Origin of the sequence: Streptomyces sp. NPDC007971, from assembly GCF_042958635.1 — a bacterium.
Lineage (GTDB): Bacteria > Actinomycetota > Actinomycetes > Streptomycetales > Streptomycetaceae > Streptomyces.
This window is the reverse complement of the sequence record NZ_JBIBJK010000001.1, coordinates 653,214-666,440: the sequence shown is the minus strand read 5'-3', so window position 1 is coordinate 666,440 and position 13,227 is coordinate 653,214. Positions and strand designations below refer to the sequence as shown.

The 13,227-nt window shown below is 70.8% G+C and carries 12 protein-coding genes; 6 read left to right on the top strand and 6 right to left on the bottom strand.

The window, feature by feature from the left end:
• Window positions 1-44: 44 nt before the first annotated feature.
• The 5 genes from ACFZCP_RS03025 (at window position 45) to ACFZCP_RS03005 (ending at window position 3,795) form a co-directional block, all read left to right on the top strand.
• Complete coding sequence (locus ACFZCP_RS03025) at window positions 45-983, top strand: diiron oxygenase (RefSeq protein WP_362692168.1); 939 nt, start codon at window positions 45-47, stop codon at window positions 981-983.
• Between the two features lie 93 nt (window positions 984-1,076).
• Window positions 1,077-1,433 carry a peptidase inhibitor family I36 protein gene (locus ACFZCP_RS03020; RefSeq protein ID WP_362692165.1) on the top strand — a complete coding sequence of 119 codons (357 nt, stop codon included), beginning with the start codon at window positions 1,077-1,079 and terminating at the stop codon, window positions 1,431-1,433.
• Between the two features lie 227 nt (window positions 1,434-1,660).
• Window positions 1,661-2,320 carry a TetR/AcrR family transcriptional regulator gene (locus ACFZCP_RS03015; protein WP_362692163.1) on the top strand — a complete coding sequence of 220 codons (660 nt, stop codon included), beginning with the start codon at window positions 1,661-1,663 and terminating at the stop codon, window positions 2,318-2,320.
• Window positions 2,307-2,630: a hypothetical protein gene (locus tag ACFZCP_RS03010; protein WP_391423461.1), complete on the top strand. Its 324-nt coding sequence runs from the start codon at window positions 2,307-2,309 to the stop codon at window positions 2,628-2,630. The genes ACFZCP_RS03015 and ACFZCP_RS03010 overlap by 14 nt, the downstream gene beginning before the upstream one ends.
• 112 nt (window positions 2,631-2,742) lie before the next feature.
• A complete protein-coding gene (locus tag ACFZCP_RS03005) occupies window positions 2,743-3,795 on the top strand; it encodes an NlpC/P60 family protein (RefSeq protein WP_391423460.1) in 1,053 nt (350 codons plus the stop codon).
• Between the two features lie 271 nt (window positions 3,796-4,066).
• Here ACFZCP_RS03005 and ACFZCP_RS03000 read toward each other — a convergent pair whose 3' ends face one another.
• The 6 genes from ACFZCP_RS03000 to ACFZCP_RS02975 form a co-directional block, all read right to left on the bottom strand.
• Complete coding sequence (locus tag ACFZCP_RS03000; RefSeq protein ID WP_391423459.1) at window positions 4,067-5,569, bottom strand: tyrosinase family protein; 1,503 nt, start codon at window positions 5,567-5,569, stop codon at window positions 4,067-4,069.
• Between the two features lie 668 nt (window positions 5,570-6,237).
• Window positions 6,238-7,491: a styrene monooxygenase/indole monooxygenase family protein gene (locus tag ACFZCP_RS02995; protein WP_391423458.1), complete on the bottom strand. Its 1,254-nt coding sequence runs from the start codon at window positions 7,489-7,491 to the stop codon at window positions 6,238-6,240.
• Window positions 7,492-7,520: 29 nt separating this feature from the next.
• Entirely contained in the window at window positions 7,521-8,183 is a 663-nt protein-coding gene (locus ACFZCP_RS02990) for an ATP/GTP-binding protein (RefSeq protein ID WP_391423456.1), read from the bottom strand.
• Window positions 8,164-8,598 (bottom strand): DUF742 domain-containing protein, encoded by a 435-nt coding sequence (locus tag ACFZCP_RS02985; protein ID WP_391423454.1) that lies wholly within the window; start codon window positions 8,596-8,598, stop codon window positions 8,164-8,166. Before ACFZCP_RS02985 ends, ACFZCP_RS02990 begins: the two co-directional genes overlap by 20 nt.
• Entirely contained in the window at window positions 8,595-9,092 is a 498-nt protein-coding gene (locus ACFZCP_RS02980; RefSeq protein ID WP_362692139.1) for a roadblock/LC7 domain-containing protein, read from the bottom strand. The genes ACFZCP_RS02985 and ACFZCP_RS02980 overlap by 4 nt, the downstream gene beginning before the upstream one ends.
• Window positions 9,089-12,043: a nitrate- and nitrite sensing domain-containing protein gene (locus ACFZCP_RS02975; protein WP_391423451.1), complete on the bottom strand. Its 2,955-nt coding sequence runs from the start codon at window positions 12,041-12,043 to the stop codon at window positions 9,089-9,091. The genes ACFZCP_RS02980 and ACFZCP_RS02975 overlap by 4 nt, the downstream gene beginning before the upstream one ends.
• 385 nt (window positions 12,044-12,428) lie before the next feature.
• Here ACFZCP_RS02975 and ACFZCP_RS02970 point away from each other — a divergent pair, with 385 nt between their 5' ends.
• Window positions 12,429-13,217, top strand: coding sequence for a hypothetical protein (locus tag ACFZCP_RS02970; RefSeq protein ID WP_391423449.1), 789 nt, complete (start codon window positions 12,429-12,431; stop codon window positions 13,215-13,217).
• The last annotated feature ends 10 nt before the right edge of the window (window positions 13,218-13,227 follow it).

The window sequence follows — 13,227 nt, the reverse complement described above, 5'->3', positions numbered from 1 at the left end:
TAAGATGCGGACGATGTACCCCCGGGTAACGAGGTGAGGGAGCCATGACGACCCTGACGGAGGCGGACGCGCTGGACGGACTGCGCGACGCGCTCGGCCTGCTCAAGGACCGCGAACAGGTGGCCGAACGGCTGCTCGTCTCTTCCGCCAAGCACTCCTTCGACCCCGACAAGGAGCTGGACTGGGACGCCCCCTTCGAGGAGGGCAAGTGGTTCTGGCCGCCGGAGCTGGTCTCGCTGTACGGCACGCCGATGTGGAAGCGGATGAGCGAGGAGCAGCAGATCCGGCTCTCGCAGCACGAGTCCGCGGCGCTCGCCTCGCTGGGTATCTGGTTCGAACTCATCCTGATGCAGCTGCTCGTCCGGCACATCTACGACAAGGCTGCCACGAGCGCGCACGTGCGGTACGCCCTCACCGAGATCGAGGACGAGTGCCGGCACTCGAAGATGTTCGCGCGGCTGATCGCACGGGGCGACGCCCCCTGGTACCCGGTGAGCCGGGCCCATCTGAACCTCGGCCGCCTGTTCAAGACGATCTCGACGACACCCGGCTCCTTCACGGCCACCCTGCTCGGCGAGGAGGTGCTGGACTGGATGCAGCGGCTGACCTTCCCGGACGAGCGGGTGCAGCCCCTGGTCCGCGGGGTCACCCGCATCCACGTGGTCGAGGAGGCCCGGCACGTCCGCTACGCCCGCGAGGAGCTGCGCCGCCAGATGCTGACGGCGCCGAGGTGGTCCCAGGAGTTCACCCGGCTCACCTCCGGCGAGTTCGCACGGATCTTCTCGGTGGCCTTCGTCAACCCCGAGGTGTACACCAACGTCGGCCTCGACAAGCGGGAGGCCGTGGCCCAGGTGAAGGCCAGCGGACACCGCCGGGAGGTCATGCAGAGCGGGGCGAAGCGCCTGACGGACTTCCTGGACGACATCGGGGTGCTGCGCGGGGCCGGCAGGCGGCTGTGGAGGTCCTCCGGGCTGCTCGCGTAGCCGATGGCTAGACTGACGATCGGGACCGTGATGATCATCCGATTGTTCGCGGTCGCGATCGTCAAATGACGTCTGAACCACGGGGATTATCCAGTGACTTTTCTCAAGCGCATCGTTCGCTCGGCGGGTGTGACGGCGGCGGCCGGCTGTGTCGGCGTGGCCGTCATGACCACTCCCGCGCACGCCGCGAGCGGGGCCTGCGAGACCAACTACACGTGCGTGTGGTCCAAGGAGCACTACACGGGCCGGTACGGAAAGGTGAACACCCAGCTCGGCAAGTGCAACAACAGCCGTTCCGTGCCGGTGCGGTCGATCAACAACAACACCCGGCACATGCTGAACCTGTACTCGAAGACGGGCTGCAAGGGCCAGGTCTTCTCGATGAACTGGGGCGTGAAGGTGCCCGACGGGTTCCCCTTCGGCGTGATGAGCTTCAAGGCCGTGAACTAGGCCCCGCTCCCACCGGGCCCCTCACCGGGTGGACCGGCACCGGGCACGGGCCGGAGCCGGTCCGCCCGGTGCGGTCCGCCCGGCGTGGTCCGCCCGGTGCGGTTCACTCCCGTGCGGTCCGCTCCGCCCGGGGGTGGCCAGGTTCCGGCCACGGGCCGGGGCCGGTCCGCCCCGGTGCGGACCGCTCCGTCCGGCGCCGCCCCGTCCGCCCGGTTACGCTGCCGGGCATGACCCCGCAGGCCCCCACCCCCGCCTACCGCCGGCTCAGCGTCGAGGAACGCCGCAGCCAGCTCCTCGCCGCCGCGCTGTCCCTCTTCGCGCACCGCGCCCCGGAGGACATCTCGCTCGACGACGTGGCCGAGGCGGCCGGGGTCTCGCGCCCGCTGGTGTACCGGTACTTCCCGGGCGGCAAGCAGCAGCTGTACGAGGCCGCGCTCAGGTCGGCCGGCGAGGCGCTCCAGCACTGCTTCGACGAGCCCCGGCAGGGCCCCATGCTGTCCCGCCTGTCCCGGGTCCTCGACCGCTATCTGACCTTCGTCGACGAGCACGACACCGGCTTCAGCGCGCTGCTCCAGGGCGGCAGCGTGGTGGAGACGTCCCGGACCACGGCCATCGTGGACGGGGTGCGCCGGGCCGCCGCCGAGCACATCTTCAGCCATCTCGGCGTCGGCGAACCGGGCCCACGGCTGCGCATGACCGTCCGGATGTGGATCACGGCGGTGGAGGCGGCCTCCCTGATCTGGCTGGACGAGGGCAAGCAGCCGCCCGTCGACGAACTGCGCGACTGGCTGGTCGAGCAGTTCGTGGCCGTTCTCACGGTGACCGCCGGCCGCGACCCGCAGACGGCGGACCTCGTCGGCACGCTCGCCGAGGATGGCCGAGACTGAAGCCGTGAAGAGTCAGGACACCCCCTTCGAGGGCGGCCCCATGGACGGGCGCGTGCTGCCCGTGCTGCTGGGCATGACCGGCCACCCCCCGAAGACGTATCGCATCCCCGTCCCGGACGCGGCCGGCGGCCCGCCCACCGTGCTCGTCTACCGCCGTGTGCCGAGGGCGCACAGCAGGAGGCTGGGCCTGGTGCAGGGGTGGAAGTACCAGTACGACCCCGAGGGGGTGCTGGGCCGCGGCCGCCCCCGGTGGCCCTGGTCCAAGCCGGACAGCGCGCCGTCCGGCAACCCGGGTGACCCGGCCGGGTGAGAAGGCTGCGCCGAACGGCGCACAGATGCTCTGCGCTTCGCACGTACACGTCTGATTATCACGATGCGGCAGTGGACGGACCGTCCGTCCGCTGAGCATCGGAGGTGATGACGTGTCAGGAGCGCTTCTGCGTCTGGCGTGTATGGCCACGGTGGCGGCCCAGGCCGTCCTCGCACCCGTACCCGCGACGGCCGCGCCCGACCCGCAGCGGTCCGTCTCCCAGCTGCTGACGGATCTTCAGAAGCAGTACCGGCAGGCCGAGCAGGCCACCGAGACCTACAACGCCACCGCGGAGAGACTCAGGCGGCAGCAGGCCGAGGTGACCCGCCTCGACGGCGAACTGGCCCGCGCCCGGCTGGCCCTGCAGGGCAGCCGGACCGAGGCCGGGCGCCTGGCCCGGCAGCAGTACCAGAACAGCTCCGACCTCTCCCCCTACGTCCGCCTGCTGCTCGCCCGCGACCCGCAGCACGCGCTGGACGAGGGGCATGTCATCGGGCAGCTGGCCCGCGAACGCGCCGAGACGGTGGCCCGGCTGACCGGTTCCGAGAGGAGGAAGGACGCGCTGGCCAGGGCCGCCCGCAAGGCCCTGGACACCCAGCTCGCCCTCGCCGGCCGGCAGAAGAAGGAGCGCGACGCCGTGCGGGCCCGGGTCGCCGACGTCGAGCGGCTCCTCGCCTCGCTCACCCCGGGCCAGCTGAGCGCGGTGGCCAGGCTGGAGCAGCAGGGCGTCGCCGACGCCCAGCAAAAGCTCACCGACTCGGGCACCCTCGACGACGGCCGGCCCCCGTCCACCGCGGGGAACCGCGCGGTCCAGTACGCCATGGACCAGATCGGCAAGCCGTACCAGTGGGGCGCGCAGGGCCCCAGGTCCTACGACTGCTCGGGCCTGACCTCCCGGGCCTGGGACCACGCGGGCACCCCGATCCCCCGCACCAGCCAGGAGCAGTGGGCCCGCCTGAGGAGAGTCCCCCTGACCGAACTCCGCCCCGGCGACCTGGTCATCTACTTCCCCGAGGCGACCCATGTGGCGATGTACGTGGGGGCCGGCACCGTCGTACAGGCACCGAGAACCGGCGAGAAGGTGAAGCTCTCCCCGCTGGCGTCCTTTCCGGTCCTGGGCGCCGTACGCCCGGACGGCACCCACGAAACCCCGCCCTCGGCTTGAGACACGCCTCCACCCCTGCACCTCCTGCACCCTCTGCACGGCGGGCCGGCCATCGCACAGATGCGCGCCGAAGGCCGCACGGTGGAATCCGAGGTGCCGGCGCACGTCTCCCGGGCCCACGGTGAGGATGATCCTGGCCGGGGAAGGACCCCGGCGCGATCGCCCGGGTCCTTCCCCGCCTGTCACAGCACGCGCAGCGAACTCCGCTTCGCTCTATGAGGTCGTCCCCCGGAGCCCACCGGCGGCGTCTGCTCGGGCGGCGTCCCGATGGCTACACTTCCTGCACCAGCAGCCGCGCGTTGAGGGTGGGATTACCCGCCTGCGCGAGCGGGAAGGCCGTACCGATCTCCTCGGAGTGCCCGGGCAGGTCGATACGGACGGACAGTGTCCGGTCGAGAATCTGCCCTTGTGTCAGCCGGAAGTCGATGTTGACGATGCCGTGCTGCACACAAGTCGCACAGCTCCGTGGATCGTCCGGTTGGAAGAAGAAGCGCTTCGCGACCGGCTCACCGTCGGCGAGCAGACTCACGATGAACGACCCCGGGATTCTCAGCCGGTCGATCCCCTTCACCCGCACCGAGACCGGGTTGTCGCTCCGGAACGTGAAGGTGTGGGCGGCGTCGATGCTTCCGGCCAGATTCTCCAACATGCCCTCCGCGGGGCTGATGAGTTCCAGTCGATCGTAGGCGACTTCGGATTCGATCGTCTGGTCGGCGGTCGCGCTGAACGGTGGCAGTGCGTTGAACGGCGTCTTGAGCCAGTCGGTGTTCTGCCCCAGTGTGGATCGGAATCCGGTCAGTGTGGTCGCGCCGACGTGTGTCTGCCAGCTCAGCCAGAGGCGGTCGAGGTTGCAGTGGAAGAACCAGAACACCGGGTCGAAGGACGCGACATTCTGGTTGCCCATCGTCGGTCCGATCGATCCGTGGCCGCCGTCGTGGGCCTGGATCGAGAAGTCCTGGTAACCGCTCACATTGAACGAGCCCCACAGCGACTGGGTCAACGACGTGGCGATGTCGTCCAGGACCCCGAAGTCCGTGACGTTCTGCGCGATCTCAGCGACCGAGAAGCGTTGGGTCGTGTACGGGAAGAATCCGGTCACGGGCTGCGGCGTCGCGGTGCCGCCGGGATCGGCCGGCAGAACGTACTTGTCGAACGGCGGATGCTGCAGCCGGTCCGGCAGCTCGGTCGCGATGTCCCAGTAGGGAATCGTCACCTCCTCGCAGCCTGGGACAGAGCGCAGCGCGTCCTCGAACACACGCAGGTACTGGCGGTGCCAGGGGTTGTAGCGGTCTTCGTGGTGCAGGCACCAACGCTTCGGGAGGCCGTGCTGCCCGGCCAGGGCGAAGTAGCTGTCCGCAGCCCCCGGGTCGCGTTCCATCAGGCCGGTGAACGCTGCCGCCAGCAGGTCGAACTCGGCATCGCTCAGCGTCGTTACGTTCTTGCGCAGCCGGGTCGGGGGCTTCCCGTTCGCCAGGGGCTCGACCGGCATGGCCGTACCGAGCGGGAATCCGTTGACGATCCAGTTCCGGAACGTCTGCGAGCGTTCGGCACTCCATTTCCCCTCCGCATCCGGGGGCATCTGCGCGTTTGGCGGAGCGGTCTGTGCGTGAATCGAGAGTGCGTTGTTCCTCACCCCGTCATAGGTGCCGAGTTCGATTCCCTTGGCGGCCATGTGTTCCACGTCTTCGGGCCGGAAGAAGAAGCGAATGTCCGCCAGATAGGTCGGCGCTGCGACGACTTGATCAACGATCGGGCTTTTCTCGGTCGTGGTCATGCTTCCTCCGCTGGACTGGTAGCGATCTGCCTTGCGCGAGAGTCGGTCACCTGAGTCAATGTGATGAGAGCTCGGTTTGCGCGCGACCGATCGCCTGTGCTGGACGACCATGACCAAGTCCTCAGCGCCAACGGCTGCACCACTGGTCCCCGAGGTCGCACACCAGCGCATGGGGTATGCCCGGCACTACCGTGCGCCGATGAAGACCGCCGTCACCACCGTGATCTCTCCTTTCATGACCCATCCCTCTGGAGTTGACGGTTTCCCGTCGGCCACGGCGCCGTACCAGCACGGCGGTGAAAACACCCCGATATGACGCAGGCACGCTTGCACGGCATATGTCAGCGGTGTGACCACATCGCCTCGCATCCCCTCGCGAGCGGGAGCGACCCGACCGGGTGAAACTCGAACGCCGGAACACCGCCGACAGCGCTGCACGTATGCAGCACATGCCGCACACCTTGCCGCGTCCAGGCCGGCGCTCCTGCGGAAACCGCCGGTCATCGCCACCGACCGGCAGCCGAGCAGATTCCACACCGCTGCCCCGTACGCACGGAGCCGCCGCCCACGAGAAGTGAGCGGCGGCTCCGTAAGGTGAACCGGCGAGGGCGACCGGCATCAACCGGCAACGTCAGGCAGCGGCGGTCGAATGGCCGGTCAGAGGCTCGTCACGCCCCGGCGACCGAGGCCAGGTAGGCGGCTGTCTTCTCCGGCTCGTAGAAGAAGTTCTCGAAGTCGGCCGGGTCGTTGAACGCATTGGCGAAACGATCAGCCACCGGCTGCAGCTGACCGGCCGCGCCGAGGAGGTTCAGGACGTGCTCCGGCGGCGGCGCCAGCATCGCGTTGGTCCACTTGGTGACATGGGACGCGGTCGCCCAGTACCGGTCGAACGTCCCCTGCATCCACTCCTCGTCGAACGGCTTGTCGTCCCGCTCCAGGATCGAGGCGAGGTAGGCCGCCGCGCACTTGGAGGCGGAGTTGGAGCCCTGCCCGGTGATCGGGTCGTTGGCCACGACGACGTCGGCCACGCCGAGGACCAGTCCGCCGGAGGGCAGCCGGCCGATGGGGTTGCGCACGGTCGGGGCGTAGCGGCCCGCCAGCGTGCCTCCGGCGTCGGTCAGTTCGACCTTCGTGGCCCGCGCATACTCCCACGGAGTGAACTTCTCCATGAGTTCCAGGGTCAGGGAGAGGTGCTCCGAGGGGTCCTTGACGCCGTTGAAGACGTCGAGCGGGCCGCCGGGTATGCCCTCCCAGAACAGGATGTCGGCGCGGCCGGAGGTGGTGAGCGTCGGCATGATGAACAGCTCGCCGACGCCGGGGACCACGTTGCAGCGGACCGCGTCGAACTCCGGGTGCTCGGGGCGTGGGCCGAGCCCGTGGACGTACGAGACCGCGAGGGCGCGCTGCGGCTCGCTGTAGGGGGAGTGCTCCGGGTCGCGGGCGAACATCGACACCAGCTCGCCCTTGCCGGCCGAGACCAGGACGAGGTCGTAGGTGCGCGAGAAGTAGTCGAGGTCGCCGACCGCCGCGCCGTGGATGACCAGCTGGCCGCCGCGCTGGGCGAAGGTCTCCATCCAGCCGGCCATCTTCACCCGCTGGTCGACCGACTGCGCGTACCCGTCGAGCCGGCCCACCCAGTCGATCGCCCGCTGGGTCGGACCGGGGTCGTGCGAGCCGGGGGCCGCGACCGAGACGCCGAGTCCTTCGATCTTCGGGGCCTGGGACTCCCAGAAGTTCAGCTGGAGATCGCGCTCGTGCTGCAGGGCCGTGTCGAACATGCACTGCGTCGACATGACCCGGCCGGCGCGGATCTCGTCCGCGGTCCGGTTCGACATCAGGGTGACCTCGTAGCCGTGCGACTGCAGGCCGAGGGCGAGCTGGAGTCCGGACTGGCCGGCTCCGACGACGAGTATCTTCCGCATGCGGGTGGTTCTCCTACGGGGGCTGGGGACTACTCGGGGGTTTCGTCCAGCGCGTGGCCCACCAGGGCCAGGAGGGTCTCGATCACCGAGATCCGGCGCCGCGCGTCCATGATCATGACAGGGATGCGCGCGGGGATCGTCAGTGCCTCGCGCACGTCCTCCGGCTCGAACAGCTCGCTGTCGTCGAAGTGGTTGACCGCGACGACGTACGGCAGCCCGCAGCTCTCGAAGTAGTCCAGTGCGGGGAAGCAGTCCTTCAGCCGGCGGGTGTCGGCGAGCACGACGGCGCCGATCGCACCGCGCACCAGGTCGTCCCACATGAACCAGAACCGCTGCTGGCCCGGCGTGCCGAAGAGGTAGAGCACCAGGTCGTCGTCGAGCGTGAGGCGGCCGTAGTCCATGGCCACCGTGGTGGTCAGCTTGCCCGGCGTGGCGGAGAGGTCGTCGGTGCCCTCGCTCGCCTCGGTCATCAGAGCCTCGGTCTGCAGCGGCGTGATCTCCGAGACGGTGGTGACCAAAGTGGTCTTGCCGACGCCGAAGCCGCCCGCGACCACGATCTTCGTGGCGACGGGAGCCCGGCTGCGGTCCTGCTGCCAGGCCTTCAGATCCTCGTCGGGCTCGGCGAAACCGGCGACGAGGGGGGTGACACCGGTGGCGTCGGAGACGGCGGAGTCAGAGACGGCGGAGTCCACTCAGCACCCTTTCCAGCAGAGCGCGGTCCGGGCGTCCGGTGCCGTGACCGGTTCCGGTGCCGTACACACGGATCTTTCCCTGGTCCGCGAGATCGCTCAGCAGGACGCGGACCACGCCGAGCGGCATTCTCAGCAGCGCGGCTATCTCGGCCACCGTGCGCATACGGCGGCACAGTTCGACGATGGCCCGCATCTCCGGCATGATCCGGGTGGTGAGCGAGCCGCTCGTCAGTTCCTTGCGCTCCGCCGGGGCGTCGAGGGCGGCGGTGACGGCCGTGCTTCCCACGAACGTCTCCACGAGGAGGACGTGCCCGAAGCGGGTACGGCCGCCGGTGAGCGAGTAGGGGCGGACACGGGCCGGCTTTCGGTCGCCGCCGCGCACCGGGAGCCGGTGCTTGCTGGCCGGGCCGCTCATCGGGTGCTCCCGGTCGGCTCGGCCTCCATGGATTTCCGCAGCTCGCTGCGGAGTTCCGGGGTCAGGACATGGCCGGCACGGCCGACGAAGAGAGCCATGTGGTAGGCCACCACGCTCATGTCGCACTCCGCGGAACCGTGCACGCCGAGCAGCGAGCCGTCGCTGATCGACATCACGAAGAGGCTGCCCTCGTCCATCGCGATCATCGTGTGCTTGACCCCGCCGAACTGCATCAGCCGGGCGGCGCCGACGGTGAGGCTGCCGATGCCGGAGACGATGGTGGCGAGGTCGGCGGAGGAACCCCGGGGGCCCTTCGCCGGGCGCTTCTGCCTGGACTCCGCCGTCCGCGCGGGGTCGGAGGAGAGCAGAAGCAGGCCGTCGGAGGAGACGACCGCGACGGACTGGATGCCGGGTACTTCCTCGACCAGGTTGGTCAGCAGCCAGTGCAGATTGCGGGCTTCACTGCTCAGGCCGTAGGTACTGGGCGCGGTCAACTGCTTGCCTCCTCGGCTGTTCCCCCCGTGGCTGGTTCGGTACGTGCTGCGATCTCTGCCTCTACGTCTCGGTAGCCGGCCTGTGCTCCGTGGCGGAAGCCGCCGAGTCTGCGTCGGAGGGCCTCTGCGTCCACGCCGGTGCTGCGCTGGCGGGGCGGTGCCGCGGGTGCGGTGATCCTGGGCGTGCGCTTGGGAAGGCCCTTGCTGGTGACCGCCTCGGCTTCGCCCTCGGCCTCCTCGTCCCCACCCGTACCCCTTGCCCGGCTCTCGCCGCCGGGTGCGGGCTGTCCCAGCGGGGTGTCCCCGCCGTCGGCGGCCGCGGGGCCCGCCGCGATCTCCGGGAGCAACAGCTCCATCGTCGTCTCGGCGAAGGTCTCCACCGGCTCCTTCGGCCGGGCCGGCGACTGGCCGAAGCCGGGCTCGACGGCCTCGGCCCGCACGTGCGTCTCACGGCCGAAGGGATCCGCCTCGGCGGCGCGGGCCCCGGCGTCCGGCAGGACGCTCCCGGGCTCCGGGCCGGTGGTCCCGGCGTGCGGCCCGGTGGTCCCCGCGTCCGGCACGGCGGTTCCGGGCTCCGGGCCGGCGTCGTCCGCCGCGGCGTGCGAGCCGCCGTCGGCGGGCTTCGGGGCTGTCGTGTCCGGCTCGGTCCGTGGTGGGACGGAGGCGGGCTGCTGCGGCTCGGCCGCGCCGGCTTCCGGGCCGCCCTGTTCCGCCTCGTTCAGCGTCCTCTCCGCCAGGGCCACCAGCGGGTCCGGGTGCTTGGGGCGGGAGCGCAGGACGTTCGAGTTGGCCTCGGCGTCGGCACCGGGCAGGGAGACGGTGCCGGTGGTGTCGGAAAGGGGGGCGGGCGGCGGCGTCGCGGCGGACGGGGCCTCGGTGAGCAGGGTCTGCGGCAGGACGACGACCGCTGCCACCCCGCCCTGCTTCTGCTCGCGCAGCTGGACACGGACGCCGTGCCGGTGGGCGAGCCGGGCCACGACGTACAGGCCGAGGCCGAGACCGGCCTCGCCCTCCTGGTCGTAGGGCGACTCGGGGTCGAACTCGGTCAGGCGGGAGTTGAGGCTCTCGAGGCGGTCCGCCTCCATGCCTATGCCCTCGTCCTGGACCGACAGCATCACCTCACCGCTCTCCAGCAGCCAGCCGGAGACCTCCACGGGCAGGTCCGGCGGGGAGAACGAGGTGGCGTTCTCCATGAGTTCGGCGAGGAGATGGGAGAGGTCGTCGGCCGCGAAGCCCGCGACGTGGGCGTGCGGGGGCAGGGCGGCGATGCGGACGCGCTCGTAGCGCTCGATCTCGCTGACCGCCGCGCGGACCACGTCGACCAGCGGGACCGGGCCGTGGTGCGGCTGGACGTGCTCCGTGCCGGCGAGGACCAGGAGGTTCTCGCTGTGGCGGCGCATGACCGTGGCGAAGTGGTCGAGCTTGAAGAGGGTGGCGAGGCGCTCGGGGTCCTGCTCGCGCTCCTCCAGCCCCTCGATGACGGCCAGCTGGCGCTCGACCAGGCCCAGGGTGCGCAGGGCGAGGTTGACGAACGTACCGCCGATGCTGGTGCGCAGCCGCTCCAGCTGGGCGGCCGACTCGGTCAGTTCCGCGCGCAGTTCCTCGCGCGCGTCGGCCATCTTCTGCCGCTGCCCGACCAGGTGCTTGCGGTCGGTCTCCAGGGTCGTCACGCGTTCGTGCAGGGCGACGGCGTGCGTGTGCAGGGCGTTGACCGAGCGGACGACCTGGGCGAACTCGTCGTTGCGGCCGGTGAAGGCGATCGGCTCCTGGGCCGCCGGGTCCTCGGCCCCGGCCAGGCGGGCCGAGCCGCGGCGCAGGACCGACAGCGGACGGGTGAGGCTGCGGGCCATGGCGGTGGCGATGCCGACGGCGACCAGCATCAGGACGCCGAGGACGGCGACCCGGATCTCCAGGGCGGTGACGTCGTCGTCCCGGAGCCCCGCGAGATCCTTGGTGCGGTGGTCGTAGAGGGCCGACTCGGCACCCCGCATGAGGTCCACGCGGGCGGACAGGGCCGCGTCCAGCTTCTTGGTGCTGGTGGTCGTCTCGCTGTCGGAGAACGAGGGCTGGTCGGTGAGGGCCGCGAGGTACTTCTCGGCGGAGTTGACCTCGGGTCCGGTGACCGTGGAGTCGTAGGAGTCGACGGCCGCCTTGGGCGCGGTCTCGCGGAAGTCGGCGAGGGCCGCGTCGGCACGCAGGCGGGCCTGCTGGGCGGCGGCGGTGAGCGCGTCGCGCTGCTTGCGGTCGGCCTCGGTGGGGGTGGTGGTCGTGGTGGCCAGGCCGGTGAGGGGGTTGATCACCGTCCGGGTGGTGGCCGGGATGTTGAGCGCGGCCAGCAGCAGGCCGCGGGCGGCGGCGGACTGCTGGACGGCGGAGTCCAGTTCGGCGAGCGCGTAGGCGCCGGAGCCGGCCCGCGGGGGCAGCTGCTCGGCCAGGTCGTCGGCGAGCCGGTGGAGCTCGGCGATCGTGGCGGAGTAGGCCTGGTGGGTCTGGAGCGCGGTCGACCTGCCGGTGAGGGCGGCGCGGCGCAGGCCCGCGATGGCGGCCAGTTCGGAGCGCAGCCCGGCCGGGGTGTCGCTGTCGGCGCGCAGGTCCTCCACCTGGCGGTCGACCCGGGTGCTGCGCTGCTCGGAGGGGGCCTTGGACCTGGGCCGGCCCGCGGCGACGTAGGAGGTGACCTCGTCGCGTTCGTCGGCCAGCGAGTGGGCGAGCGCGAGCGCGTCCTGGGTGCGGGCGGCCAGCGTCACCAGGTCCTGCGAGTCACTGAGGTCCTGGGAGGCGGTGAGCAGCGCGGGGGCGCCCGCACCGGCGATGGCTGCGGCCACCACGGCCACGGCGACGATCAGCCGAGTGCGCACATGAGTGGGACGGCCGGTGCCCACGGGGGTCTGCTCGGCGGCCCCCTCGGGGGCCGTCTGCCTGCCTGTGCGCCGAGGCCGCTTCTTCTGCACCGGTGCTCGCAATCCTGAACTCGTCTACCCAAGGGCCCGGGTGGCGCCCCGTGGTCTTGGTGCCAAGTGGTGCGTACACCCGCGTTCGTACGGTTCCCGACCCTCCCAGCGCCGGTGGGCAGTGGTCGCGCATCACCTGACCCGCCACCCGAAGGAGTGAACATCGGAGGGGAGTTGGCGGGCAAGTTCCTCTGGCCCGTGCAGTGCTCCTGTACGGCGGGCCGGTTGGACGCGGGCGGCAGGCTTTGGCAGTATTCGCCACCACGCCTTTCCAGAGGGCCCCATTTACCCCCAAACCAGGCACCTGACCTGGGGGAGCGTGCCTGTTCGGCGGCGGTTGCCAGCCTTTGGCGGAGCCTGTGAAGGGGTCGTGCAGACTGGCCGGATGCGCACTGATCTCGTTTCGGAACCCGGCGACACGGCCCGCCCCAACGAGGACTTCGCCGGTGTCGGACTACCCGCCTCCGGTCAGGGAGGTTGCGTGATCTTGCTGGACGGGGTGACGCCTCCGCGGGACGGGACGGGGTGTCTGCATTCCGTCCCGTGGTTCACGGCGCGGCTCGGCGGCGCGCTGACCGAACTGACCGTTTCCGGCCGAGATCTGACACTCTCGGAGATTCTTTCGCGGGCGATCGGCCAGACCGCCGAGGCACATGCTCGAACCTGTGACCTTTCTCACCCGCGAACCCCTCAGGCGACCGTCGTCCTGACCCGCTGGTCGGCCGACACCCTGGAGTACCTGGTCCTGTCCGACTCCGTGCTGCTGCTGCGGTCCCCCGACGGCGCGGTCGGAGCGGTCCTGGACGACCGCCTCGCCCGACTGCCCCGCTCCGCCCTGGCCACGGACGCCCTGATCGACGCCCGGCTGCGCAACAAGGAGGGCGGGTTCTTCACGGCCGCCGCTGATCCCGCGGTCGCCGCCCGCGCGGTGACCGGCACCGTGGCCCGCCACGAGGTGCGGGCGCTGGCCGCGCTGACGGACGGGGCGGCCCGCTGGACGGAGAAGTTCCACGAGGGCGACTGGACCGCCCTGTTCGGCCTGGTCGCCGAGGAGGGCGCCCGGCGCCTGGTGGACCGGGTCCGTGAGCTGGAGGCGGCGGACGGCGAGGAGCGGGCGTTCCTGGGGCGCAGCAAGACGCACGACGACGCGACGGTGGTGTACGTGGAGCTGTGAGGCGGCCGGG

Bases quoted from the DNA above. Each gene is read 5' to 3' on its own strand.
- ACFZCP_RS02985 (WP_391423454.1), bottom strand. From the start codon at position 8,598: ATGAGCGGCCCGGCCAGCAAGCACCGGCTCCCGGTGCGCGGCGGCGAC.
- ACFZCP_RS03010 (WP_391423461.1), top strand. From the start codon at position 2,307: ATGGCCGAGACTGAAGCCGTGAAGAGTCAGGACACCCCCTTCGAGGGC.
- ACFZCP_RS03015 (WP_362692163.1), top strand. From the start codon at position 1,661: ATGACCCCGCAGGCCCCCACCCCCGCCTACCGCCGGCTCAGCGTCGAG.
- ACFZCP_RS02995 (WP_391423458.1), bottom strand. From the start codon at position 7,491: ATGCGGAAGATACTCGTCGTCGGAGCCGGCCAGTCCGGACTCCAGCTC.
- ACFZCP_RS03025 (WP_362692168.1), top strand. From the start codon at position 45: ATGACGACCCTGACGGAGGCGGACGCGCTGGACGGACTGCGCGACGCG.
- ACFZCP_RS02970 (WP_391423449.1), top strand. From the start codon at position 12,429: ATGCGCACTGATCTCGTTTCGGAACCCGGCGACACGGCCCGCCCCAAC.
- ACFZCP_RS03000 (WP_391423459.1), bottom strand. From the start codon at position 5,569: ATGACCACGACCGAGAAAAGCCCGATCGTTGATCAAGTCGTCGCAGCG.